Annotated in this window: 23 protein-coding genes and 5 tRNA genes; 16 read left to right on the top strand and 12 right to left on the bottom strand. The window is 63.1% G+C overall.

Annotation, left to right across the window (positions count from 1 at the left end; all coding sequences use genetic code 11):
* Positions 1 to 7 precede the first annotated feature (7 nt).
* The 5 genes from AWB72_RS04615 to AWB72_RS04595 all read right to left on the bottom strand — a co-directional run bounded on the left by AWB72_RS04615 (position 8) and on the right by AWB72_RS04595 (position 4215).
* Positions 8 to 796 carry a phosphocholine cytidylyltransferase family protein gene (locus AWB72_RS04615; protein WP_040051843.1) on the bottom strand — a complete coding sequence of 263 codons (789 nt, stop codon included), beginning with the start codon at positions 794 to 796 and terminating at the stop codon, positions 8 to 10.
* A gap of 23 nt (positions 797 to 819) precedes the next feature.
* A complete protein-coding gene (locus tag AWB72_RS04610; RefSeq protein WP_040051842.1) occupies positions 820 to 1836 on the bottom strand; it encodes a flippase-like domain-containing protein in 1017 nt (338 codons plus the stop codon).
* A complete protein-coding gene (locus AWB72_RS04605) occupies positions 1833 to 2645 on the bottom strand; it encodes a HalD/BesD family halogenase (protein ID WP_040051841.1) in 813 nt (270 codons plus the stop codon). Before AWB72_RS04605 ends, AWB72_RS04610 begins: the two co-directional genes overlap by 4 nt.
* A complete protein-coding gene (locus AWB72_RS04600; RefSeq protein WP_040051960.1) occupies positions 2642 to 3364 on the bottom strand; it encodes a CDP-alcohol phosphatidyltransferase family protein in 723 nt (240 codons plus the stop codon). Before AWB72_RS04600 ends, AWB72_RS04605 begins: the two co-directional genes overlap by 4 nt.
* Positions 3365 to 3510: 146 nt before the next feature.
* Positions 3511 to 4215, bottom strand: coding sequence for a DUF4136 domain-containing protein (locus AWB72_RS04595; RefSeq protein WP_040051840.1), 705 nt, complete (start codon positions 4213 to 4215; stop codon positions 3511 to 3513).
* Between the two features lie 204 nt (positions 4216 to 4419).
* Between AWB72_RS04595 and pepN the strand changes: the two genes are divergently transcribed.
* The 5 genes from pepN to AWB72_RS04575 all read left to right on the top strand — a co-directional run bounded on the left by pepN (position 4420) and on the right by AWB72_RS04575 (position 10037).
* Complete coding sequence (gene pepN, locus AWB72_RS04590) at positions 4420 to 7143, top strand: aminopeptidase N (RefSeq protein ID WP_040051839.1); 2724 nt, start codon at positions 4420 to 4422, stop codon at positions 7141 to 7143.
* A 165-nt stretch (positions 7144 to 7308) separates the two neighbouring features.
* The gene (locus tag AWB72_RS04585) at positions 7309 to 8328 is read left to right on the top strand and encodes a class 1 fructose-bisphosphatase (RefSeq protein WP_040051838.1); all 1020 of its coding nucleotides are present in this window, start codon (positions 7309 to 7311) and stop codon (positions 8326 to 8328) included.
* Positions 8329 to 8381: 53 nt separating this feature from the next.
* A tRNA-Thr gene (locus tag AWB72_RS04580) sits at positions 8382 to 8457 on the top strand.
* A gap of 616 nt (positions 8458 to 9073) precedes the next feature.
* Positions 9074 to 9223, top strand: coding sequence for a hypothetical protein (locus AWB72_RS29080; protein WP_040051837.1), 150 nt, complete (start codon positions 9074 to 9076; stop codon positions 9221 to 9223).
* A 205-nt stretch (positions 9224 to 9428) separates the two neighbouring features.
* Positions 9429 to 10037, top strand: coding sequence for a chorismate mutase (locus tag AWB72_RS04575; protein ID WP_040051836.1), 609 nt, complete (start codon positions 9429 to 9431; stop codon positions 10035 to 10037).
* A 10-nt stretch (positions 10038 to 10047) separates the two neighbouring features.
* Here AWB72_RS04575 and AWB72_RS04570 read toward each other — a convergent pair whose 3' ends face one another.
* A complete protein-coding gene (locus AWB72_RS04570) occupies positions 10048 to 11202 on the bottom strand; it encodes an exonuclease domain-containing protein (RefSeq protein WP_040051835.1) in 1155 nt (384 codons plus the stop codon).
* A 684-nt stretch (positions 11203 to 11886) separates the two neighbouring features.
* On the opposite strand from AWB72_RS04570, the gene AWB72_RS04565 reads away from it, so the two are divergent.
* Together AWB72_RS04565 and AWB72_RS04560 are read left to right on the top strand one after the other, a co-directional pair.
* Positions 11887 to 12087: a hypothetical protein gene (locus AWB72_RS04565; RefSeq protein ID WP_052450019.1), complete on the top strand. Its 201-nt coding sequence runs from the start codon at positions 11887 to 11889 to the stop codon at positions 12085 to 12087.
* Between the two features lie 527 nt (positions 12088 to 12614).
* Positions 12615 to 13766 carry a porin gene (locus AWB72_RS04560; RefSeq protein WP_040051834.1) on the top strand — a complete coding sequence of 384 codons (1152 nt, stop codon included), beginning with the start codon at positions 12615 to 12617 and terminating at the stop codon, positions 13764 to 13766.
* Positions 13767 to 13841: 75 nt separating this feature from the next.
* Here AWB72_RS04560 and greB read toward each other — a convergent pair whose 3' ends face one another.
* Positions 13842 to 14393 (bottom strand): transcription elongation factor GreB, encoded by a 552-nt coding sequence (gene greB / locus AWB72_RS04555; protein WP_040051833.1) that lies wholly within the window; start codon positions 14391 to 14393, stop codon positions 13842 to 13844.
* A gap of 161 nt (positions 14394 to 14554) precedes the next feature.
* Here greB and AWB72_RS04550 point away from each other — a divergent pair.
* The 3 genes from AWB72_RS04550 (at position 14555) to AWB72_RS04540 (ending at position 14959) form a co-directional block, all read left to right on the top strand.
* Positions 14555 to 14631, top strand: a tRNA-Arg gene (locus AWB72_RS04550).
* Positions 14632 to 14718: 87 nt separating this feature from the next.
* Positions 14719 to 14795 (top strand) — tRNA-Arg (locus AWB72_RS04545).
* An 87-nt stretch (positions 14796 to 14882) separates the two neighbouring features.
* Positions 14883 to 14959: transfer RNA gene (locus AWB72_RS04540), tRNA-Arg, on the top strand.
* A 68-nt stretch (positions 14960 to 15027) separates the two neighbouring features.
* On the opposite strand, the gene AWB72_RS04535 is transcribed toward AWB72_RS04540, so the two are convergent.
* The 5 genes from AWB72_RS04535 to AWB72_RS04515 all read right to left on the bottom strand — a co-directional run bounded on the left by AWB72_RS04535 (position 15028) and on the right by AWB72_RS04515 (position 19959).
* Positions 15028 to 15519: a phage protein NinX family protein gene (locus tag AWB72_RS04535; RefSeq protein WP_040051832.1), complete on the bottom strand. Its 492-nt coding sequence runs from the start codon at positions 15517 to 15519 to the stop codon at positions 15028 to 15030.
* 64 nt (positions 15520 to 15583) lie between these two features.
* Positions 15584 to 17980: a RelA/SpoT family protein gene (locus AWB72_RS04530; RefSeq protein ID WP_040051831.1), complete on the bottom strand. Its 2397-nt coding sequence runs from the start codon at positions 17978 to 17980 to the stop codon at positions 15584 to 15586.
* Between the two features lie 77 nt (positions 17981 to 18057).
* The gene (rpoZ, locus tag AWB72_RS04525) at positions 18058 to 18261 is read right to left on the bottom strand and encodes a DNA-directed RNA polymerase subunit omega (RefSeq protein WP_006025620.1); all 204 of its coding nucleotides are present in this window, start codon (positions 18259 to 18261) and stop codon (positions 18058 to 18060) included.
* A gap of 69 nt (positions 18262 to 18330) precedes the next feature.
* A complete protein-coding gene (gene gmk / locus AWB72_RS04520; protein ID WP_040051830.1) occupies positions 18331 to 19005 on the bottom strand; it encodes a guanylate kinase in 675 nt (224 codons plus the stop codon).
* 9 nt (positions 19006 to 19014) lie between these two features.
* The gene (locus AWB72_RS04515) at positions 19015 to 19959 is read right to left on the bottom strand and encodes a YicC/YloC family endoribonuclease (RefSeq protein WP_040051829.1); all 945 of its coding nucleotides are present in this window, start codon (positions 19957 to 19959) and stop codon (positions 19015 to 19017) included.
* 269 nt (positions 19960 to 20228) lie between these two features.
* Here AWB72_RS04515 and rph point away from each other — a divergent pair, with 269 nt between their 5' ends.
* From rph to AWB72_RS04485, 6 genes are all read left to right on the top strand, one after another.
* Positions 20229 to 20987 carry a ribonuclease PH gene (gene rph, locus AWB72_RS04510; RefSeq protein WP_040051828.1) on the top strand — a complete coding sequence of 253 codons (759 nt, stop codon included), beginning with the start codon at positions 20229 to 20231 and terminating at the stop codon, positions 20985 to 20987.
* A 10-nt stretch (positions 20988 to 20997) separates the two neighbouring features.
* Positions 20998 to 21597, top strand: a complete 600-nt coding sequence (gene rdgB / locus AWB72_RS04505; RefSeq protein ID WP_040051827.1) for an RdgB/HAM1 family non-canonical purine NTP pyrophosphatase — start codon at positions 20998 to 21000, stop codon at positions 21595 to 21597.
* Positions 21594 to 22817 (top strand): radical SAM family heme chaperone HemW, encoded by a 1224-nt coding sequence (hemW, locus tag AWB72_RS04500; protein WP_040051826.1) that lies wholly within the window; start codon positions 21594 to 21596, stop codon positions 22815 to 22817. The genes rdgB and hemW overlap by 4 nt, the downstream gene beginning before the upstream one ends.
* Positions 22818 to 22828: 11 nt before the next feature.
* The gene (locus AWB72_RS04495) at positions 22829 to 24037 is read left to right on the top strand and encodes an MFS transporter (protein ID WP_208863113.1); all 1209 of its coding nucleotides are present in this window, start codon (positions 22829 to 22831) and stop codon (positions 24035 to 24037) included.
* A gap of 45 nt (positions 24038 to 24082) precedes the next feature.
* A tRNA-Ser gene (locus tag AWB72_RS04490) sits at positions 24083 to 24172 on the top strand.
* A gap of 196 nt (positions 24173 to 24368) precedes the next feature.
* On the top strand, positions 24369 to 24692 hold the full coding sequence (locus AWB72_RS04485; protein WP_040051824.1) for a hypothetical protein: 324 nt from the start codon (positions 24369 to 24371) through the stop codon (positions 24690 to 24692).
* The last annotated feature ends 17 nt before the right edge of the window (positions 24693 to 24709 follow it).

Below are 24709 nucleotides of genomic sequence, written 5' to 3'. Positions count from 1 at the left end.
TTATCTCTTACGCCGCGAACTGACGCAGCGGGCGCAGTTGCGGCAAGACTTCGTCAGCGGCGCGCGTCACGTCGTTCGGAAAGTCGATTTCGATCCACGGTGCGCCGGTCACATCGGCGATATCGAACACGTGGCGCTTTTCCAGCAGAAGATCGCGCACCGCTTCTTCGTGCGGCATCTTCGCGCGGCCCGTGTTCACGTAATCCGCGACGATATCGGCGAGACGCGCAGCCGTCTTTTCGTCGAAACGGAAGAAGCCGACCGATTCGCCGATGGTGTCGTACTTCAGTCCCGCCGCCACCTGCTTGCGCAGTTCGACCGGCACACCGTTTTCGATGCACAGCTTCACCGGCTCGTCGCCGGCTTCGAAGTCGCGGTCGATCAGCAGGCGATTCACGGAGCCGCCCGCCACCAGCGGTTCGATGATGCGCTCGTCGTAGAGCACGTCGGCGTCCATCAGCAGCACGTCGCCGCCGCGCGTCATCGCTTCGCGCGCGGTGTGCACGGACAGCACGCTGCCGAGCGTGAATTCTTCGTTGACGACGGTCGAGGTCGTCGGCTTCCAGTCGATCGCCGCGAGTTCCGCTTCGATCTGCTCGTGTTTGAAGCCCGTCACGAAGACGATTTCATCGACGCCCGCGGTCTTCAGATAATGCAGATGGCGTTCGAGGAGCGATGCATCGGCGGCCGAGCCCGCCGATGTGTCTCCGAAGCGCAGCAGGCACTTCGGTTTCTGCTGGCCTTCGGGCTGAACGAGACGCAAACCCATCCCGGCCGCAAGAATGATTGCGCGCATGGTTGTTTTCCCTTCGAGGGTAGTCAGTCGATTTCCGGCACGCGCGCAAGACGGCGGCGCTGCCAGCCTTTCTCAACGAAATGCAGATAGACGATGCCCGGCACGCCGAGCAGCAGTTCGCGCGCGCGCTTGGCGAGCGACAGCGCGAGCGCCGCTTCCGGCGGCAGGCCGACGAGGCGCGCGAGCAGCAGGTAGCCGCCCTCCTGCACGCCGAGCGAGCCGGGAATCATGAACGCCGCACCGCGAATCGCCTGGCCGAGGCTTTCGAGCAGCAGCGCTTCGGTCCAGCCGACCGGATGGCCCAGCACGCTAAGCGCGAGCCACACTTCCCCGGTGCCGACAATCCAGCCGACAAGGCTCAAGCCGAAGCTCGCCGCGACCTTGCGCCGTTCGCGATAGAGATCGTGGACGGCGACATCGACGGCTTCGGCGCGCGAGACGAGCGACGACCAGTCGCGCTTCTTCGAGAACCGCGTGGCGATGCCGGAGACAAAGCGCATGGAGCGGCCGAAGAGACCGCGCCGCTGCGCGAGATAGAAGCCGAAGATCAGCGCGCCGATCACGCCGACGACCGCGAGCACCGCAATCGACACGGCTCCCGACGATCCGCCCGCCGCGTAATCGGTGAGCAGCACGACGCCGACGAGCGCGAAGATCAATTGCCCGACGGTCTGCATCGTCGTGCTGATGGTGATGACGGCGGCGGCGTCGCGTGCGCGCATGCCGCGCTGCGAGAGATGGCGGACCATCAGCATCGGCCCGCCGATCTGGCCCGCGGGCATCAGGCTGTTGACCGATTCGCCGGCCCAGCGCGCGAGCAGCGCATCGCGCAGGGAAACGTCGCGCTGTCTGCGGGAAAAAAGCACGCTGATTGCGCCGGCGTCGAGCAGAAGCGGCGCGAAGTGAAACGCGGCGACCGCGACGAGCCCCCAGCCCGCAGCGGCCAGCGTCGAGGCGACGGAGCCGAAACCCTGCCAGCCGAGCAGCGCGATGAACAACACCACGCCGACCGACAGCATGAATGTTCCGGCGCGGCTCATGCCTGTCCGTTCTTGCCGCCTTTGCGGCGAAAGACCTGTTTGAAGCCGAAGTACGCGATCGAATCCTTCATGTTCGAAATGAAGCGCTGGAACGGCCGCATGTGCGGGTTCGTCACGTATTCGAAGGTGAGCGACACGCGCATTTCGTTCTCGCCGAGCGGCGTCACGCGGTGACGCAGCTTGTCGCCGTCGAAAAACACGAACGCGCCCGGCGGATACTGCACCGAGCCCGGCTCGGGCGTCGCGTTCGGCGTGCGCGTGTGCAGCTCGTAGTCGAGCCGGCAGGACGAATTATCGATGACGCCGAGCAGCATCGTGTAGCGGCGGCCGTTGTAGTACGACGTGTCGTAGTGCCAGCCGATGTGGTCGCCCGGTCGCGTATAGAAGTACAGCGCGTACGCGTGCGGATCGTCTTCCGGCGACAGTTGCAGCTTGTCGCCGCTGACCGCTTCGAGCCACTTGATGAGCGCCTCGGACCGGTACAGGTCCGCGATGAACGGCGCAAGCTTGTCGAGCGTATGGCGGCTCACGCTGCCGCCCGCCTTGTGTCCCGGCAGATAGTTGCGGTTCACGGCCGGCGTCACGTCATGCACGGCGGCGATCAGGCGTTCGGTGTATTCGCGCGGCAGGAAATCTTCGAGATAAAGAAAGGAACCCTGTTTCTCGTAGTCCGAATGCAGCTTCGGCGCAGGCAGCGCCGCGAGACGGGCGGAAAGCGTTGCGTCGATTTCGCCTGGCGTCGGACGCCCGGCCTGCGTCGATTTGCGCTCGTATTGGACATTGTTGACCGGGATTACCGTATCGCTCATCTCACCGCCTGAAAATCGTTGCCGTCCTTGCCGCGCGTGGCTTTGGTCGTGACGTTCGCGCCCGTCGCCGCTTCCGACTGCACGCGCCGCACGACTCGCCGATAATCCACTGCGACATAGACTGCGAACAGCGGCGCGCCGATGCACGCGGCGATCAGAAAAGGCGTCATGCCGTTCAGAATCGTGACGACGGGCAGCAGATACAGCACGTCTTCGGTTTCGAAACCGCCCATCGAAGCCTGCTTCGTGCCGGACTTGCCGACCATCGACTCGATGCGCATGCGCAGGAAGAAAATGATCGCGACCGCCACGCCCGCGATGCCGCCGAGCCATTGCGCCGCCGTCGCCACGGACGGATGATGCGCCGCCACATAAAAACCGATGCCGAGAAACAGCAGCACGGTGATGAGCGCATCGGACGCGAGGTCGTAAAAATGCCCGATTTTACTCGACTGACCGCTGATGCGCGCCAGTTCGCCATCGGTATGATCGACGAAATTCGACAGCGCGATCAGCAGCGCGCCGAGCGTGCAAAGCCAGAAATCGCCGAGCGAAAGGTAGTAAGCGCCCGCGAGGCCGATGGCCAGGCGCAATGTCGTCAAATGATTCGGCGTGACGGGGGTGCCGACGAGCGGAGTGACGAGTCGGCGGGCGAGCCGCGCATCCCATGTGGAGGGCTTCGGAACGGCTGTGGGATCGGGCGGACACGGTTTTGTCATGACCGCGAATATATCGCTAATCGGGCCGTACTGCATGGTCAGGCGCCCGGTTCATCGCCGGCGAACGCCCGTTCCATCAAGGCTAGCGGGCGATCATGAGGCGATCCGTCGCGCGGAACAAGCGCGGAAGGATTGCGCCGCCCGCTTCATTCGACGTGTTTCGCCGCCGGGTCGCCGGTCCCGGAACCGACCGATGCGGCCGTCTCGTTCGGGACACCGCCGTTCGCGTTCAACGGCAGCGTCACCGTGCGGACCGTGCCGTTGCCGAGCGGGAAATCGGCGAGCGCGCTGCGGGCCAGGTACGGCATCGCGTTGAAAAGCGATGCGTCGCCGGTCGAATTGACCGCGCTCACCTTGTAGACCTCGCGGCCCGTCGCGCGGTCCGTCATGCGAATCTGCAGCGCATGGATGAAGACCGGATAGCTCTGATCGACGTAACCCGTCGGACCCCACGGACCATACGGCCCGAAGCCGCCCCACGGACCCCAGTACGGGCGGCCGTAGTAGCCGTACATCGGCCAGGGATCGTAATAGACGGGCTGGCGCACGGTCATCATGTCGCCGCGAACGGAATACGCGAGCGCCACTTCGTAATGCGCGCTCGCTTCCGGCGCCTGCTTGAACGCATTCCGCGCCAACTCGTTCGCGACGAGCACCTCGTACGTCGCCTGTTCGATGCTGTTCTGCTGCTCCGGCGTGCGCGTGAATGCGCAAGTGCGGGTGGCGTCGCTGCCGGACCAGTCGGAGAACGCGGTCACGCGCGTCTGAACGTAGCTCGTGCAGCCGGCGAGCCACAGCGCGGCCAGCGCGCAGACGGCGCGGAGGAGCGTCGCCGGGATCGGGAGATTCATGGTCTTCCTCACTTCGTCTACTGCCTTTCTCAGTTATAGACAGCCGATACCAGGCTTGCCGAACGTGCTCGATCCGCCGTGGACTCACGTCGGCCGGGCGTTTTGTACAATGGTTCGACCTGCCGCGCGTGCATTCGTGCCGTAGCGGCGCCGCATCCGGCATGCGCCATGCGGCCGCGCTCATCTCACCTACACGATCCTGCCATGTCCAACACCGAACAGACTGCATCCGCTGTTATCCGCCGCGAGGACTACACGCCGCCCGCGTTCCTGATCGATTCGGTCGCGCTCGAGTTCGATCTCGTGCCGTCGCGCACGGTCGTGAAGAACACCATGCGCCTGCGCCGCAATCCCGACGCCGCCGGCCCTGCGCCCCGCCTCGAACTAATGGGCGAGCAGCTCGAATTCGTGAGCGCGATGATCGACGGCGCGCCGCACGCCGATGTCCAGGTGAAAGAGAACGGACTGTCGATCGGCAATATTCCCGGCGACGCCTTCGAACTCGTCATCGAAAGCGTCTGCAATCCGGCCGAGAACACGACGCTCTCCGGCCTTTACGTGTCGAGCGGCAACTTCTTCACGCAATGCGAAGCGGAAGGCTTCCGGCGCATCACCTATTTCCTGGACCGGCCGGACGTGATGTCGACGTACACGGTCACGCTGCGCGCCGACAAGGCGGCGTATCCGGTGCTGCTGTCGAACGGCAATCTGCTCGAAGAAGGCGATTTGCCCGATGGCCGTCACTTCGCCAAATGGGAAGACCCGTTCAAGAAGCCGAGCTATCTGTTCGCGCTCGTCGCGGGCAAGCTCGTGTGTCTCGAGGAGCGCATCCAGTCGAGTTCGGGCAAGGAAAAGCTGCTGCAAGTCTGGGTCGAGCCGCAGGATCTCGACAAGACGCGTCACGCGATGGACTCGCTCATTCATTCCATCCGCTGGGACGAAAAGCGCTTCGGGCTGGAACTGGATCTGGACCGTTTCATGATCGTCGCGGTGAGCGACTTCAACATGGGCGCGATGGAGAACAAGGGCCTCAATATCTTCAACACGAAGTACGTGCTGGCGAATCCGGAGACGGCGACCGACATCGATTTCTCGAATATCGAAGCGGTGGTCGGCCACGAGTACTTCCATAACTGGACGGGCAATCGCGTCACGTGCCGCGACTGGTTCCAGTTGAGCCTGAAGGAAGGCCTGACCGTGTTCCGCGATCAGGAGTTCTCCGCCGACATGGCCGCCGGCGACGTGGAAGGCGCGGCGAGCGCCGCCGCGCGGGCGACGAAACGCATCGAAGACGTGCGCGTGCTGCGCCAGATGCAGTTCGCCGAGGACGCCGGCCCGATGGCGCATCCGGTGCGCCCGGAAAGCTACGTCGAGATCAACAATTTCTACACGATGACCGTCTACGAGAAAGGCTCGGAAGTCGTGCGGATGTATCAGACGCTCTTCGGCCGCGACGGCTTCCGGCGCGGCATGGACCTCTACTTCCAGCGCCACGACGGCCAGGCCGTGACCTGCGACGACTTCCGTCGCGCCATGGCCGACGCCAACAACCGCGATCTCACGCAGTACGAGCGCTGGTACAGCCAGGCGGGCACGCCGCGCGTGACGGTGCGTGCTTCCTACAATGCCGCCGCGAAGCGCTACACGCTGACGCTCACGCAGGGCTACGGCGAAGGCTCGGAGGCCTCGCGCGCCACGCAGAAGGGGCCGCTGCTCATACCGTTCTCCGTCGGCCTGATCGGCGCGAACGGCGCGGACTTGCCGCTGCGCCTCGAAGGCGAGCAGGAGCCGGGCGGCACCACGCGCGTGCTCGAATTCACGGAGCGCGAGCAGTCGTTCGTGTTCGTCGATGTCGACGAGCCGCCGCTGCCCTCGCTGCTGCGCAATTTCTCGGCGCCGGTCATCGTCGATTTCGACTATACGAACGAACAGCTCGCGTTCCTGCTCGCCCACGACAGCGATCCGTTCAACCGCTGGGAAGCGGGCCAGCGCCTTGCCACGCGCGAACTGCTCGCGCTCGCGGACCGCGCGTCGAAGGGCGAGGCGCTTTCCATCGACGATGCAACGATCGCCGCGTTCGCCCGCGTGCTCGACGATACGACGCTCACGCCCGCGTTCCGCGAACTCGCGCTGATGCTGCCGTCCGAAAGCTATCTCGCCGAACAGATGAGCGTGTCCGATCCGGCGGCCGTTCACGCGGCGCGCGTGTTCATGAGCCGGCGGCTGGCTTCGCAGTTGCGCGACAAGTGGCTCGCGCTTTACGAGGCGAACCGCACGCCGGGCGAATATCGGCCGACGCCGGAAGATGCGGGCAAGCGCGGTCTGAAGAATCTCGCGCTCGCCTATCTGAGCCAGCTCGACGATGCGCGAGAAGCCGTGCAGCTCGCGCAGAAGCAATACGACGCCGCCGACAACATGACCGACCGGTCGGCTGCGCTCGCGTCGCTGCTGCTCGCGAGTTCGACGGCGGGCGCGGATGCAAGCGTCGCCGACGCGGCGCTCGCGGACTTCTATCGCCGGTTCGAGACCGAGCCGCTCGTCATCGACAAGTGGTTCGCGCTGCAGGCCACGCAGCGCGGCGGCGCGGATCGCAAGGTGATCGATATCGTGCGCAAGCTGATGCAGCATCCGGCGTTCAACATCAAGAACCCGAATCGCGCGCGCTCGCTCATTTTCAGCTTCTGCAGCGGCAATCCGGCGCAGTTCCACGCGGTCGACGGCTCGGGCTACGCGTTCTGGGCCGAACAGGTGATCGCGCTGGACGCGCTCAATCCGCAAGTCGCCGCCCGCCTCGCGCGTGGCCTCGAAATGTGGCGACGCTTCACCCCGCAGCTTCGCGAGAAGATGCACGCCGCGCTGACCGAGGTTGCGTCGAAGGTGAAATCGCGCGATGTGCGTGAAGTGGTCGAAAAGGCGCTCGCCGGCTGACGCCTGATTTGTCACGATATTTTGCAGTTTGAACGGCCGCCGCACGACGATTCGTGCGGCGGCCGTTCTCGCTTATGGCGGGCGATGCCGGAGGCTGTCATAAGGAATGACCGAATCGAGCGGTTAGAATCGTGAACATTCGTCTAAACGCTCACGGAGCCCAGCATGTCCTCCATTTCCAGCCGTACCACGCTCACCAAGTACCTGATCGAGCAGCAGCGCCAGCATCAGAACCTGCCGGCCGACCTGCGCCTGTTGATCGAAGTCGTCGCGCGCGCCTGCAAGCAAATCGGCTATCAGGTGAGCAAGGGCGCGCTCGGCGACGCGCTCGGCTCCGCCGGCAGCGAGAACGTCCAGGGCGAAGTCCAGAAGAAACTCGATGTGCTGTCGAACGAAATCCTGCTCGAAGCCAACGAATGGGGCGGCAACCTGGCCGCGATGGCATCGGAAGAAATGGAAAAGATCTTCCCGATTCCGAATCGCTATCCGAAGGGCAACTATCTGCTGACGTTCGATCCGCTCGATGGCTCGTCGAACATCGACGTCAACGTGTCCATCGGCACGATCTTCTCGGTGTTGCGCTGCCCCGACGGCGCGGAGCCTTCCGAAGAAGCGTTCATGCAGCCCGGCTCGGCGCAAGTGGCCGCGGGCTACGCGGTCTACGGCCCGCAGACGGTGCTCGTGCTGACCACCGGCAACGGCGTGAACTGCTTCACGCTCGACCGCGAACTCGGATCGTGGGTGCTCACGCAGCGCGACATGCAAGTGCCGGCCGACACGCACGAATACGCGATCAACGCGTCGAACAGCCGCCACTGGTACGAGCCGGTGCAACGCTACATCGGCGAACTGAACGAGGGCAAGGACGGCCCGCGCGGGGAAGACTTCAACATGCGATGGATCGCGTCGATGGTGGCGGACGTGCATCGCATCCTGACCCGCGGCGGCATCTTCATGTACCCCGCCGATCGCCGCGACCCGTCGAAGCCCGGCAAGCTGCGCCTGATGTACGAAGCGAACCCGATGGCGTTCATCGTCGAGCAAGCGGGCGGCGCGGCCACGAACGGCGAGCAACGTATCCTCGATATCGTGCCGACGAGCCTGCATCAGCGCGTGCCGGTGTTCCTCGGCTCGAAGAACGAGGTCGAGCGCGTGACCCGCTACCATCTCGAAAAGAAAATTTGATTCAGGCTATTGCCAAAACGAGAATGTGGTCGCTATAATCTTGTTTCTCTGATGCCGGAATAGCTCAGACGGTAGAGCAGCGCATTCGTAATGCGAAGGTCGGGGGTTCGATTCCTCTTTCCGGCACCATCAAGATTCAGCAGCAAACAAAAACCCGCGTTCACGCAAGTGACGCGGGTTTTTGCTTTTGGGCTGTCCGAGATCTCCGCCCGCCCCTGCTTCGGCGTTTGCATTTCTGCAACGCACACAGCATTGATTCAGCTTCGCGCGCAATTCGGCGAATTCCGGCCCATGCGTTTCACGTTCCCCACCGGCCGCTTCGCGAATTCGCTTGTTATGTGCGCTTTCATACAACAACGAGCCATTTTCCGCCCCGCAGCATGAGGCGTCAACGATCGTTTCCCGGTATCGTTATACCTATAGAGACGACGTTAGAGTCGATGCTGTGGAGAGGCGCGGAGCCAAGCGCCACGCGGCTTTGCGGGCAGTTGCCCTTCGGCGCGCGATCACGAAGATATTGCTGATAAATGCCAGTCGCCGTGAATGCATTAAGCGAAATTTACCGAAGGACTCACGAACGATCATGCGTGGATTTAGCGCGCCGCTTTCGGCTCAAGTCGAAGCAGCGAGCATCCGATAACGCATCAACAGCGTAAGCAGTATTGGATTAGCAAGGATGCGGTCGGCGTAAAAGGGCCGCATCCGCACGCAGTCGAAATTGTTGATGTCACCCGAGGAGAGAATCATGGACGCGAAACCGACGAAGATCCCGACGCCCGACAAAGTGTTTTCCCCGGATCCGGAACCGGTGGCGGTCGAATTTCTCGCGACCGAACTGCCCGAGCACGTGCGCGCGTTCTTCGATGAACAGCGCAGGATGGCTTCGTCCAAGTAACGTCGGCGGATTTCATACTTCGCCGTCGTGATCGCGACGCCCGTGCGCGCGGCGCACCCGGACTGCACGGTCCGCGTATGGCTCACGCCAGGACGAGTCGCGCGCATCGACATGCTCGACCGGTTTTGCCCGGCGGGGCTTCGCCTCGCCTGCTGACGTCGCTGCGCTATGCTGGCGCTTCCGCCAGTTTTCCGCCAACCGACCGATGCGCCGATTCCCCACTCTTCGTTCCTTCCGCGCGATAGCCGCCGCTTCGGCGCTCTTTCTCGCCGTCGCCACTCCGGCCCCCGCGCACGCGGACGGCGACGACACCGCGTTCACCAATCTCATCGCCCTCGTTTCGCAACGGCTCGCGCTGGCCGAACCCGTCGCCCGCTGGAAATGGGCGAATCACGAGCCGATCACCGACGAACCGCGCGAGGCCGCGCTCCTGAAGCAAGTCGGTGAGCGGGCGCGGTCCGCGGAGGTCGATCCGGACTTCGCGCAACAGTTTTTCCGCGATCAGATCGACGCGAGCAAGGACGTGCAAAACGCGCTGTTCGCGAACTGGCGCGCGTTGAGGGCCGCGCCGGAAGGCACGCCGCCCGATCTCGCCAACGACACGCGTCCGAAACTGGATCAGCTCACGCGGTCGCTGTTGACGGCACTGGCGCGCGTCGAGCCGATCCGCCATGCCGACGACTGCCCTTCTCGCCTCGCCGACAGCGTCGCGCGATGGAAACATCTGACGCGCTATAACTCGTCGATGAACGCGCCGCTTTCGCGCGCGCTATCGCATGTCTGCGCGGCGGGCGGCGTGGGCGCCGTGGGCTGAGACGGGCGCGTCAGATTGCGTTCGTGAGGGCATCGAGCGGATCGAGCGTGAGCAGCGTGATCGGCAACCCACGCTTGAGACGCTCGCCGAGAATCCGATAGATCGCGAGGTCGAATGCCTGCGCGTTGCCAGGCGCTCGGAGCGCGCGCGCTTCGGCGAGCGACCCCGTCGTGCCCAGATACTGCCACCTATCGACGACGTGCCACGCACGTTCGCCCGTCGCCGAATCGCGCTCCTCGATCGCAATCGCGCCGGGGTGCAGCCACGGCGCACCGCGCGCATCGCCGGGCCGCGACTTCGGGGCGCGGTTGAGCGTCGGACGCAGCGTCGCGATCAGCTGCGCTTCGGCAAGCATCGCGCCGATTTCACCGCCCGTCGCCTTCCATTCGACACGCCGCACGAGCGCGGCGAGCCGCAGATCCTTCGCCGACCGGCGCGGCCCCGTCAGATGCGACCGCACCCGCTGACGCAGCCGCACGCTGCGGCCGACGTAGAGCGGCGCGTCGTCATCGCCATAGAACATATAGACGCCGCAGCCGGCGGGGATGCGCTCGATTGTGTCTTCATCGATCTGAGCGGCAAGCTGAAACCGGCGCGTGACGCGTTCGACGTGCGCGCGCAGAACCTCCGGCGCGTGCGCGCGATGCAGGTGCTGCCAGAACTGCCAGAGCAGATCGGCATCCGCGAGCGCACGATGCCGCGCCGATGGCACGAGCGCATGACGGCCGACGAGCGCATCGAGGCCGTGCCGTGTTTCCGATGGATAAATGGCGCGCGAAAGCTGAACGGTGCAAAGCACGTCCGGCGAAAAGCGCATGCCGATGCGCCTGAATTCGCCCTTCAGGAATCCGTGGTCGAAGTGCGCGTTATGCGCGACGAACAGGCGTCCGTTCATCCGCTCGAGCAGGCCGGACGCAAGTTCCTCGAAGGTCGGCGCGTGGCGGACCATGGAATCGTCGATGCCGGTCAACTGCTGGATGAACGCCGGAATCGGCTTGCCAGGATTCACGAGCGATGTCCATTGCGACACGCCCTGCGGCCCCGCTTCCACGATGCCGATCTCCGTGATCCGATCGACGCCCAGCGTTCCGCCGGTCGTTTCAAGATCGACGAAGACGAGCGGTTCGGAAGGCAGGGCGAAATCGGGGAGCGGATCGAGGTGCATCTTTGAGCGGCGGGGTCGGAGGTTTTGAGCATCGCGAAAGGCGATCAGAATTGCCCATTCTAACGTACGACATGTTTGCCCATTGGTCAGCGGAATGGGATGGCTTTCGCGCGGCAAATCTTACGGACGCGCAAATTTGGAAAGTCGGCGTTAGTAGTTTCACTGATTTACGGAAAATGGAGTTACAACACTTCCACCGCCTTTGCCTGCAAACAGTATTTGCACCGGGCAGGCTACTGCGGATAACCCGATTGTCTTGAATGCAACGGCAATACCCTATTCTTTATTGACGCAGATTTCGGCATGCTAGGACGCGAGCAGCTCCGGCTCGCCCGCTTGCAAGGCTGACAGCTACACCCGTCGCGGCCGGCAGGGACAGCGGCTGAGGCCTTCGGAGCAATCGACAATGGCCGCAACTGGAGCCTTATCGAACGAATCAGTGCATTTCATTAACTCGCTTTGTCCCGTGATTATGGTTTTTCTGTATCTCATTAATACGGGATATTGCGAGTCAATTCGTGATCGCAAAAAAAACGCATTCGATTTTAGTAACGAACGTAAGTGTTTTCCTCGTCTTGCCCGATTCTCCAACATTAAGCAAGATGGAGCTTCGTTAGTGCGTGAATGTAATCGGGAGGACCGATGATGAAGTCGATCCAACGCCTCGCCTCGTGGCTGAAGTCGATGTTCGCAACATCGATTATCTGTGCAAGCGAAGACGGTCAGTCGGCGGAAATAGATTCCTCATGGCACGGTGGCCACTGGCAGAACTTGCTGTCGTCGCCGATGGATGCGCGCCATTATGTAATGGAAGACTGGGCAAGCCCGCTGGATGACGACCTGGTCCCCGCAAACCTAGAGCCAGCAAGGGCCGAGGCGCTCTAATAGGCCACGCGACGAGCACGCGCGAAAAAAAAGCGCGACCGGGAAGTCGCGCTGACAAAGTTTGGAGATCTTTTCCGTCAACGAAAAAGTCTGCTTCGGAAAGCAGAATCGACAGTATAGCGACACCGCCCAGCGCGATTACTCTCAAATATCGCAAACTGCTGTTCCAATAATCTCAACAATCGATTCCGAGCTTTCTCCACTGAAAAACGCCGGAAATTCCTGTCGCACTTCTGCAACGTCTCTTGGTTGACACTCCCGCGCTTACGTCTTTATTCGCCGATAAATCATTGTGTTTAAAGGGAAAATAGCCGTCTTCCGATCATTGCGGATCGGAGAATGATTTATTGCGGAAAGTGGAATGCCCTGTCTGTAACACCGTCTTTACACTTCGTCTGGTCCGGAAACAAATGTGTCGCACCTTCGGACGCATTGCTCCCTTCGACTGCGCCTCTCGCAGCGCGTCGCACGGAGGTTTCCTCAAAGCCTGGGTCCCTAACGCCCAATCTGCTCTCGGAGTTACAAAGATGAAAAAGACTCTCATCGTCGCAGCCCTCACGGGCGTCTTCGCTACCGCCGCTCAAGCACAAAGCAGCGTCACGCTGTACGGCCTGATCGACGCGGGCATCACCTACACGAACAACCAGAACGGTCACAGCAACTGGAAGGCGACGAGCGGCTCGGTCAACGGCAGCCGTTGGGGCCTGCGCGGCGCTGAAGACCTCGGCGGCGGCCTGAAGGCGATCTTCACGTTGGAGAACGGCTTCAACATCATGAACGGCACGAACGGCCAAGGCGGTCGTGAGTTCGGCCGTCAGGCATTCGTCGGTCTGTCGAGCAACCAGTTCGGCGCGGTGACCCTCGGCCGTCAATACGACTCCGTGGTCGACTTCCTCGGGCCTCTGGCTCTGACGGGCACGCAATACGGCGGCACGCAGTTCGCCCACCCGTTCGACAACGACAACCTCGACAACACGTTCCGCGTCGACAACTCGGTCAAGTACACGAGCGCGAACTATGCTGGCCTGAAGTTCGGTGCCATGTACGGCTTCTCGAACCAGTCCGGCGGCTTCGCCAACAACCGTGCGTACAGCGCAGGCGTGTCGTATAACTACGGTCCGTTGAACGTCGCTGGTGCGTACTTCCAATCGAACAACGCCGGCTCGGTTAACCCGCTTACTGGCGTCCAGACCGCTGGCGCGATCACGAACGACCAGACGCCGTTCGCATCGGGCCGTCAGCGTATCTTCGGCGGCGGCTTGAACTACGCGTTCGGCCCGGCGACGGTTGGCTTCGTGTTCACGCAGACCATGCTCGACAGCGGCGTCGGTCTGACGAACGTCGGCACGCAAGGTCAGGGCGCGGTCGGCCTCGGCAACAGCGCGCGCTTCCAGAACTACGAAGTGAACGGCCGCTACAACCTCACGCCGGCTCTGTCGCTCGCTGCGAACTATACGTTCACGGATGCTCGCATCCTCGGCCAGAAGCCGAAGTTCCACCAGGTCGACCTGCAAACGGCGTACGCGCTGTCGAAGCGTACCGACGTGTACCTGCAAGGCGAGTACCAGCACGTTTCGGGCACGGGCGATTCGGGCCTGGGCGCGACGATCAACGGCGTTGGCGTGTCGTCGACGGAAAACCAGGTTTCGGCAACGGTTGGCGTTCGTCACCGCTTCTAAGCCTTGGCTGCAGCACAGTTGTAGAAAAGCCGCTCTTCGGAGCGGCTTTTTTTCGTCTCCGCCCTTCTCTCTCGGTCAGCGCGGATAGCGCACGTCGAGAATATCGATCTGCTGGATGCCGGCAGGCGTGTGCAGCGGCACCGTATCGCCGATGCGCGCCTTCAGGAGCGCACGCGCGACCGGCGAGATCCAGCTCACGTGGCCGCGATCGAGATCCACTTCATCGACGCCCACGATGGTCACCGTATGCACGATGCCATCGTCGCCGGAATAATCGACGGTCGCACCGAAGAACACCTGATCGACGTTCTCCTGCTTCCTCGCGTCCACCACCTCCGCCAGATCGAGCCGCTTGGTCAGAAAGCGGATGCGCCGGTCGATTTCGCGCAGACGACGCTTGCCGTAAATGTAGTCGCCATTCTCGGAGCGATCGCCGTTGGACGCCGCCCAGGAGACGAGCTTGACCACTTCGGGACGCTCGGTATCGAGGAGTTGCAGCAACTCGTCCCGCAACCTCTGATGGCCCGCAGGCGTGATGTAGTTCTTCGTGCCCGCCGGAACGTCCGGGTGGCTCAGTTCGAGGTCGTCGTCGCTCTCGTCGGATTCTTTGACAAATGCCTTGTTCATGGTGCAAACCGCTTTTTCCGGTGTCCGCTGTTGGTTTCAGACCATCAAGTTACCACGCCGCGCGAACCGCGGCGTCGCAGCTACTTCGGGGGCGTCAGCGATTTTTCGGCGAAAAACCCTTCCTTTTTGAAAATAGCTTCGCTATAATTCCGCTTCTGCGTGCGGCTGTAGCTCAGTTGGATAGAGTACTTGGCTACGAACCAAGGGGTCGTGGGTTCGAATCCTGCCAGCCGCGCCACTTATTCCGGTGTTTTCACTTTCAAGCGAAAGCATCGAGCGCTTAACCAAAAGCGCATTGAAGTAACATAGCAGTACCGTTTTGCGTGCGGCTGTAGCTCAGTTGGATAGAGTACTTGGCTACGAACCAAGGGGTCGTGGGTTCGAATCCTGCCAGCCGCGCCACTTATTCCGGTGTTTTCACTTTCAAGCGAAAGCATCGAGCGCTTAACCAAAAGCGCATTGAAGTAACATAGCAGTACCGTTTTGCGTGCGGCTGTAGCTCAGTTGGATAGAGTACTTGGCTACGAACCAAGGGGTCGTGGGTTCGAATCCTGCCAGCCGCGCCATCTTTCGAAGGGCCTTCCATACGGAAGGCCCTTTTTGTTTCTACCTACGCATTGCGTGCGATTCGGCATCACGGACGCGGCGGCGACCTCACATCGCCGATGCGCCCTTCCGGTACCGGAACATCGCCCGTCGCGGAAACAGCGGTTTGCTCCGAAATCGATTCAGATCGCGTTCCGAGCAGCGTCTGCGGATGCCGCAGATAGACGTCATCCACCGTCTCGCCGAACGAATGCCGCACGAACGCGCGCAGCAACGCGATCCGCAGCGACGGCCCGCGCCCTTCCACCGCTTGTCCGTCCTTGCCGAAGACCGCCGTGCATCGCACTTCGCCACGGCCAAGATCCGTCATTTCCAGCCGGCACGCGCGTTCCAGCACGACGGACGCCGCCTCCCATGACGTCGACGGCAAAAAGCGCCCGTCCCAGGCCTTGCCGCGGTCGTTGCCGCGAATGGAGAGCGTCTCTCCGCTGTCGGTGAAGTGGATTTCCCTGATGAAGTCGTGGAGCCCGCGCGCGACCCAGTAGTCGAGCGTGGCGCCTTCCAGATTCGATGTGTTCATTGCGGCGCTCTCCGATGCTTTCGGTCTATTGACGAAAAGCATGCACGCCGCGTTCCCGCGCCGCTCAGTAGTCGGCGCGTTCCCGTTCGATGCGCATGCCGCCGTCCTGATTGCGATGATGCGGCTCGTCGCTCGGACGCTCGCGCGCGATGCGCATCACGTCCGGATTGGTGCGCACGCGGCGCATCACGTTGGCGAGATGCACGCGGTCGCTGACCTGGATCACGAAGCGCAGGAGCTTGGCTTCCTGCGACACGTCCTCGTCCATCGCGATATGCACGATATTCGCGTCCGCCGACGTGATGTCCGCCGCGACGCGCGCGAACACGCCCTTGGTGTTTCTCACGAGCACCTTCACGGCGACGTCGAAGAGACGGCCCGGCTGCGGCGCCCACGCGACGTCGATCCAGCGGCCCGGATCGCGCCGATGAATGCGTTGCGCGACGCGGCACTCGGTGGTGTGAATCGCCATGCCGAGGCCGATGCCGATGTAGCCCATGATGTCGTCGCCGGGAATCGGGCGGCAGCACGGCGACAGTTGCACCGACATGCCTTCCGTGCCCGTGATGACCACCGGCGGCGCGGTATTCGTGCTGTGATGCTCGCGATGCGGATGATCCTCGTCATCGGCGATGCCGTTCATCAACACTTCGATGCGCTTCGCCATGACCGCCGCCACGCGACGGCCGAGGCCGATATCCGCGAAAATTTCCTGGCGCGTCTTGTTGCCCGTCCACTGCACGAGCTTTTCCCACACTTCCGGCGTGACTTCGGACAGCGCGAGGCCGTAGCCCTTGAGACTTTGATCGACGAGCCGCTCGCCGAGCTGGACGGATTCGTTCAGGCGCATCGTCTTCAGATAGTGACGGATGGCCGAGCGCGCCTTGCCGGTGCGCACGAAGCCGAGCCACGCAGGATTCGGCTTCGAATACGGCGCGGTGATCACTTCGACGATATCGCCGCTCTTCAGCTCCGTGCGCAGCGGCAGAAGCTCGTTGTTGATCTTCACCGCGACGCACTGGTTGCCGAGGTCGCTGTGGATCGAATACGCGAAGTCGAGCGCCGTCGCGCCGCGCGGCAGCGGCATGATCTTCGACTTCGGCGTGAACACGTAGACCGCGTCCGGGAACAGATCGATCTTGACGTGCTCGAGGAATTCGCTCGAATCGCCGGCTTCGCTTTGTATGTCGAGCAGCGATTTCAACCACTGGTGCGCGCGCTTCTGCACATCGTTGAGATCCGCGCCGCCGTTCTTGTAGAGCCAGTGCGCGGCGACGCCCGCCTCGGCGATCTCATGCATCTTGCGCGTACGAATCTGGAACTCGATCGGCGCGCCGAACGGGCCGACGAGCGTGGTGTGCAACGACTGATAGCCGTTGACCTTCGGAATCGCGATGTAGTCCTTGAACTTGCCCGGCACCGGCTTGTAGAGCGCGTGCAGCGCGCCGATGCAGGTATAGCATTCCAGCGCGCTCTCGACGACCACGCGAAAGCCGTACACGTCCAGCACCTGCGAGAACGACAACTGCTTGTCGCGCATCTTCTTGTAGATGCTGTAGATGGTCTTTTCGCGGCCGGTGACTTCGGCGCAAATCTTCGCATCTGCAATAGTGCGCTGCACCGCTTCCAGAATCTTGCCGACGACTTCCCGCCGGTTGCCGCGCGCGGCCTTCACCGCTTTTTCGAGCGTGGCGTAGCGGTTCGGATTGAAGTTCGCGAAGGAGAGATCTTGCAGCTCGCGATACGTGTTGTTCAGGCCGAGCCGATGCGCGATCGGCGCGTAGATGTCCAGCGTTTCGCGCGCCACGCGACGCCGCTTTTCAGGCGGCACCGCGCCGAGCGTGCGCATGTTGTGCAGCCGGTCCGCGAGCTTGACGAGAATGACGCGCACGTCGCGCGCCATTGCAAGCAGCATCTTGCGGAAGTTTTCCGCCTGCGCTTCCTCGCGATTGCGAAACTCCATCTTGTCGAGTTTCGACAAGCCATCGACCAGTTCCGCGACCTTCGCGCCGAAGCGCTCCGCGATCTCGGTCTTGGTCACGCCCTGATCTTCGATCACGTCGTGCAGGAGCGCCGCCATGATCGACTGCGCGTCCAGCTTCCATCCCGCGCAGATTTCCGCGACGGCGACCGGATGCGTGATGTACGGCTCGCCGCTCTGGCGATACTGCCCGAGATGCGCTTCGTCGCTGAAGTGGAACGCCGCCTTGACTTCCTTGATCTCTTCCGGAGTGATGTAGCTCGCGAGCGCGTTCGTCAGATTCGCAATGGAAACGACGTCATGCTTGCGCGGCTGCTCCGGCGTGGCGGTCGGTCCGAACAGATGGCGGAACGACTGTTCGAGGACCGCATCGATGTACTTGCGCGCGGCGTGCGGCTTGTCGGCGTCGAGAAGCGCGTCCTGGTCGATCTCGGTGTCGGGCTCCACGGACGCGGAGACGGGCAACGGTGTCTGACTCATGTTCGCCTCCGTGTTCGTGTGACGCGCCGCTCGAGCATCGGTTGCGCCGGTTGCAGGAAATGAAACGGGTGAAGCCCTTAGACGGGCACCTTCTTCAGCATTTCGACGCCCACCTGTCCCGCTGCGATTTCGCGCAGTGCGACGACGGTCGGCTTGTCGCGGCTTTCGATTTTCGGCGTGTGACCTTGCGCGAGTTGACGCGCGCGATACGTTGCTGCGAGCGCGAGCTCGAAGCGATTCGGAATTTGTTTCAGGCAGTCTTCAACGGTGATGCGGGCCATGTTTGTTTCCTTCTCAATATGGGTTTTATTCTACCTTATGTGACCGATACGGCTCGGCCACCCCTCGCCTCATTGCGGGTGCGACGGATGAATGCCGAGGTCGACGAAGAGCTGCGTATGACGCGCGTATTGCGACGTGAAGCGCAGGCGCGTCGCCATGACGAGGCATTGCAGTTCGGCGAGCGCGCGATCGAAGTTCTCGTTGATCACCACATACTCCGCTTCCGATGCATGCGCCATCTCGCTGCCGGCCGCGAGCAGGCGTCGCACGATGACTTTCTCGGAATCCTGTCCGCGCTTCTTGAGCCGATCTTCGAGCGCATCCAGCGACGGCGGCAGAATGAAAATCTCCACCGCGTTGCGGAATTGCTTCTTCACCTGCTGCGCGCCCTGCCAGTCGATTTCGAGCAGCACGTCGTGGCCCATCTTCATCTGGTCTTCAATCCAGAGGCGCGACGTCGCGTAGTAGTTGCCGTGCACTTCGGCGCTTTCAAGGAATTCGCCCTTGCTGTGGCGCTCCATGAAGTCATCGACGGAAACGAAGTGATACTGCACGCCGTCGGTTTCCGCCGGACGCGGATCGCGCGTCGTGTACGACACGGACAGGCGAATGGCCGGGTCCTGTGCGAGCAGCGCGTTCACGAGCGTGGACTTGCCCGCGCCCGACGGCGCGACCACCATGAACAGGTTGCCGGGATAGACGCCCGTATAGTTGCTATGCGAGCGATGCGTGGTATGCGGCATGATCGAGCGTTACTCCAGATTCTGTACTTGTTCGCGCATCTGTTCGATGAGCAGCTTCAGCGTCATCGATGCATCCGCGAGTTCCTTCGCCGCCGCCTTCGAGCCGAGCGTGTTCGCTTCGCGATTAAGCTCCTGCATCATGAAGTCGAGCCGCTTGCCGACCTTGCCGCCCTTCTGCAAGACGTGGCGCGTTTCGGCGAGATGCGCGGTCAGGCGCTGCAATTCCTCGGCGATGTCGATGCGAATGCCGTACATCGTCACTTCCTGGCGGATGCGCTCGGCGATCTCCTCGCGCGGCACGCTGGTGCTCGCGGCGTTGTCGGCCGTCGCGATGCCGAGCGCGTCCTGCAAACGCTCGACGATCTTCTGCTGATGCTTCGCGATGAGCTCCGGCACGAGCGGCGTGATGCGCGCGACGATCGCTTCCATCTCCGTCACGTTGTTGATGAGCACGTTGCCGAGCGCCGCGCCTTCACGCGCGCGCACTTCGATGAGATCGGCAATGGCCTGCTTGCCGCATGCGAGCACGGCTTCGCGCAGCGTTTCCGCCGACACCGAGCTTTCCGCGAGCACGCCCGGCCAGCGCAGGATTTCACCGGTGCGCATGCGTTCCGCGTCGGGGAAAGTGTCCAGCACGGCGCGCTCCAGCGTGGCGAGCTGCGTGAGCGCGTCGCGGTTCAGCGCGCCAGCGTTGGCCGTCTGCTCGACGCGATTCAGGTTGATGCGGATATCGACCTTGCCGCGCGAGAGCTTCGTCATCAGCATTTCGCGCAATTGCGGTTCGGTCGCGCGCACGTCTTCGGGCATGCGGAAATTCAGGTCGAGAAAGCGCGAATTCACCGTGCGCAATTCCACCGATACACCGACGCCCGAACCGCCCGCGCCATTGGGTCCGGCGCCATCCGCGACGACTTCGCGCGTCGCGCTGGCATAGCCTGTCATGCTGTAGATCATGGTACGTCTCGCGATGTGAGCCTTCGTTGCGAAGGCCGGTTCAACGAAACGCCCGGCGCGTGGGAAGGTGCATTGGGATGAGCACGCATGTGTGCCGCCGGGCGATGAATCGGCATTATCCCATTTTTGCCGCGCAGCCCGCCCGCACGGGGCGTTCCGGCGCACGCCGCGCGCGCAACGCCGGCGGTTGTTTGACGATAAAATCGCTGCACGCGGCGCGATCATCGGCAATTCGAATGCGCGCCTGACCTCCTCTACTCTTCCTCGCCATGACCGACTCTCCCCTGCTCAAGCCTTCCATCCCGCGTCCGAGCGGCCGCCGCGACAATCAGTTGCGCGATGTCCGCATCACGCGGCATTACACGAAGCACGCGGAAGGATCGGTGCTCGTGGAGTTCGGCGATACCAAGGTGATCTGCACGGCGAGCATCGCCGAGCGTGTGCCCGCGTTCCTCACCGGGCGCGATCAAGGCTGGCTCACCGCGGAATACGGCATGCTGCCGCGCGCGACGCACACGCGCAGCGACCGCGAAGCCGCGCGCGGCAAGCAGACGGGCCGCACGCAGGAGATTCAGCGCCTGATCGGCCGCGCGCTGCGCTCGGTCTTCGACCTGAACGCGCTCGGCCCGCGCACGCTGCATATCGATTGCGACGTGATCCAGGCCGACGGCGGCACGCGCACGGCGAGCATCACCGGCGCGTTCGTCGCCGCGCACGACGCGGTGGGCAAGCTGCTCGCTGCCGGACGCATCGCGAAATCGCCGGTGAAGGACTTCGTCGCGGCGATTTCGGTCGGCATCTTCGATGGATCGCCGGTGCTCGATCTCGACTACGAAGAAGACTCGCAATGCGATACCGACATGAACGTCGTGATGACGGGCGCGGGCGGTTTCGTCGAAGTGCAGGGCACGGCGGAAGGCGCGCCGTTTTCGCGTGAGGAAATGAATGCGCTGCTGGCCCTTGCGGACAGCGGCATCAAGGCGCTGATCGCGAAGCAAAAGGCGGCGCTGGAGATCGAAGGTGTCTGACCTGAATGGCATGAAGCGCGTGGTGCTCGCGTCGAACAACGCGGGCAAGCTGCGCGAATTCGCATCGCTGCTGGAAGCCGCGGGCATCGAATTGATCGCACAGGGCGAACTCGGCGTGCCGGAAGCGGAGGAGCCGCACGCGACGTTCGTCGAAAACGCGCTGGCAAAGGCGCGGCATGCGTCGGCGCTGACGGGCCTGCCCGCGATCGCCGACGATTCCGGCCTCTGCGTGCGCGCGCTGAACGGCGCGCCCGGCGTCTATTCGGCGCGCTACGCGATGATGAACGGCGGCGAAAAGAGCGATGCGGCCAACAACGCGCGTCTCGTCGCGGATCTCGCGAACGAAGCGGACCGTCGCGCGTATTACTTCTGCGTGCTCGTGCTCGTGCGGCATGCGAACGATCCGGAACCGCTCATCGCGGAAGGCCGCTGGCATGGCGAAGTGATCGACGCGCCGCACGGCGCGAACGGCTTCGGCTACGACCCACACTTCTTTCTGCCGGCGCTGAACGCGACCGCCGCCGAACTCGATCCCGCGCGCAAGAACGCGCTGAGTCATCGCGCGCTCGCGCTCGCTGACTTGCTGCAACGGCTGAAGGAACTCGCGTGAGCGCCGGACCGAAAACCATCAACGTCGTGCAGGCGTTCACGTCGCCGGGAAGCATCCGGCTGACGTCGCTGCCGCCGCTTTCGCTGTACGTGCATTTTCCGTGGTGCGTGCGCAAGTGCCCGTACTGCGACTTCAACTCGCACGAATCGAAGGACGATACGTTCCCCGAAGAGCGTTATCTCGATGCATTGCGCGCCGATCTCGAAAGCGCATTGCCGCTCGTGTGGGGACGTCAGGTGCATACGATCTTCATCGGCGGCGGCACGCCTTCGTTGCTGTCGGCGAAGGGGCTGGACCGACTGCTTTCCGATGCACGCGCGCTGCTCCCGATCGACGCCGACGCCGAAATCACGCTCGAAGCAAATCCCGGCACGTTCGAAGCCGCGAAGTTCGCGTCGTTCCACGCGAGCGGCGTGAATCGACTGTCGATCGGCATTCAGAGTTTCAACGAGGCGCATCTGAAGGCGCTCGGGCGCATCCACGATGCATCGCAAGCGAGGAAAGCCGTCGAAATCGCCGCGAAGCACTTCGACAACTTCAATCTAGACCTGATGTTCGCGTTGCCGCAGCAGACGCTCGACGAATGCCGACAGGACATCGAGACGGCGATTGCGTTCGCGCCGCCGCATCTGTCGCTGTATCACCTGACGATGGAGCCGAACACGCTCTTCGCGAAGTATCCGCCCGTGCTCCCCGACGACGACGCCTCCGCCGACATGCAGGACTGGATACACGAACGCACGCGCGATGCGGGCTACGAGCGGTATGAGGTGTCGGCGTATGCGAAGCCGCATCGGCAGAGCCGGCACAACCTGAACTACTGGCGCTTCGGCGACTATCTCGGCATCGGCGCGGGCGCGCATACGAAGCTGTCGTTTCCGTCGAAGATTCTGCGGCAGGCGCGCTTCAAGCATCCGTCGACGTATATGGATCAGGCGTTGTCGCCGACCGAAAGCGCGATCCAGGAAGAACGCGAAGTCGGCCCGCGCGATCTGCCGTTCGAATTCATGCTGAACACACTGCGGCTCGTCGAGGGCTTTCCGGTGCACGCGTTCATCGAGCGCACGGGACTCGCGATGTCCGCGATCGAACCCGCGCTCGTCGAAGCCGAGAAGCGCGGACTCATCACGCGCAACTTCGAACGCATCGCGCCGACGGAACTCGGTCAGCGCTTTCTGAACGATCTGCAGGAATTGTTCTTGAAGGATCCGCAACGTTGAGCGCGCCGACGATGGCGCCCGGCTCGGTGATGCGGCATCGTCCGTTCGCGCTTTTCTGGAGCGCGCGGGTGATGTCGTCGGTGGCGTTTCAGATAATGTCGGTCGCGATCGGATGGCAGGTCTATTCGATCACGCACAGCGCGTTCGCGCTCGGTCTCGTCGGGCTCGCGCAGTTCGTGCCGATGTTCGTGCTGACGCTGGTCGTCGGTCACGTCGCGGATCGATACGACCGGCGCACGATCGCGTACGTCTGTCAGACAATCGAGGGCATCGCGGCGCTCATGCTGTGCTTCGGCGCGTGGCGCGGCTGGAATCACGTCGGCCCGATCTACGCGATCGCGACCATCACGGGTGCGGCGCGCGCGTTCGAATCGCCGTCGATGGCGGCGCTCTTGCCGAATCTCGTCGCGCGCAATCAGTTGCAGCACGCGAGCGCGTGGTCGACATCGGCCAATCAGACCGCGCAGATTCTCGGTCCCGCGATGGGCGGCCTGCTCTACAGCCTCGGCGCGTTGACGGTGTACGGCGCGGTGACGGCCGCGTTTCTCGTCGCGGCGTGCGCGGTGGCGGCGATCCATATCGACGAAGCCGTGCGCATGCGCGCGCCGTTGTCGTTCGAGGCGCTGTTCAGCGGCATCGGCTTCATTCGCAGCAAGCCGGTGATTCTCGGCGCGTTGTCGCTCGATCTTTTCGCGGTGCTGCTCGGCGGCGCGACCGCGCTGTTGCCCGTGTTCGCGCGGGACATTTTGCACACGGGTCCGTGGGGCCTCGGCGTGTTGCGCGCGGCGCCGGCGGCGGGCGCGCTGGCCGGATCCATCTGGCTCGCGCATTTTCCGCTGCGCCGACGCGCGGGCACGGCGCTCTTCGGCGGCGTGATTGCGTTCGGCATCGCGACGATCGTGTTCGGGCTGTCGCGCAATCTCTATGTCTCGCTGATCGCGCTGGCGGCGCTGGGCGCATCGGATGTGATCAGCGTCGTCGTGCGGATGTCGCTCGTGCAGTTGCAGACGCCCGATGACATGCGCGGACGCGTCGGCGCGATCAATTCGCTTTTCATCGGGACGTCGAATCAGCTCGGCGAATTCGAATCGGGGATGACGGCGGGACTGTTCGGCGCGGTGCCGGCGGTACTGATCGGCGGCATCGGAACGATCGCAGTCGCGTTTCTGTGGATGCGGCTGTTCCCCGCGCTGAAGGCGACGCGCACGCTGGAAGGCTGAGCGCTCCTCGCCGCCGACGACTTGCGCTACAATACGCGGCTTGCTGGAGGTGTGGCCGAGCGGTTTAAGGCACCGGTCTTGAAAACCGGCGAAGGAGCGATCCTTCCGTGAGTTCGAATCTCACCGCCTCCGCCAGCTTCCTTCCCCGCCTCTTCGTTTCCGTCCGGAAACATCGTATTCCCGAAACGCCGTACGGTTCTTCGCTCTTTCCGCGTGGCGGTTCATTCACATTCAATATCCGATGCCGTTCCTCGCATGCGCCTTCGCATGGAATCATGAACGCGCCCGCCCCATCTAACCCCGCTCACCGCCTTCACACGGAGACCTCCGCATGAAAACGCCAAGCGGCATCCTGACGATCCTCGTGGCGCTCGCTTCCGGCTGTGCCGTGGCATCTGCGCACGCCGACGCATTGCCCAACGCGCAATGGCGCGCCGCAGAAATGTCGATGTTCGATCTGATCCAGAACGGCTACGCCATCGTCGGCACGACGAGCGTCGCCGCGCGCACTTCCGGGCTGCCGGGCGACGTCTACATGCTGCAGAAGACGAACAGCGTGTACCGCTGCGTCGAAACGCGCGCGACGGAATCCGCCGCGGCGCGGTCCAGCACGCCGCTGCGCTGCGCCGAACTCGTCCAGCCGTACCGCGACTGAACAACGCGAACGCCGCC

It is taken from the genome of Caballeronia concitans, assembly GCF_001544615.1.
Taxonomy (GTDB): Bacteria; Pseudomonadota; Gammaproteobacteria; order Burkholderiales; family Burkholderiaceae; genus Caballeronia; species Caballeronia concitans.
This window is presented reverse-complemented; position numbering and strand designations above follow the sequence as displayed.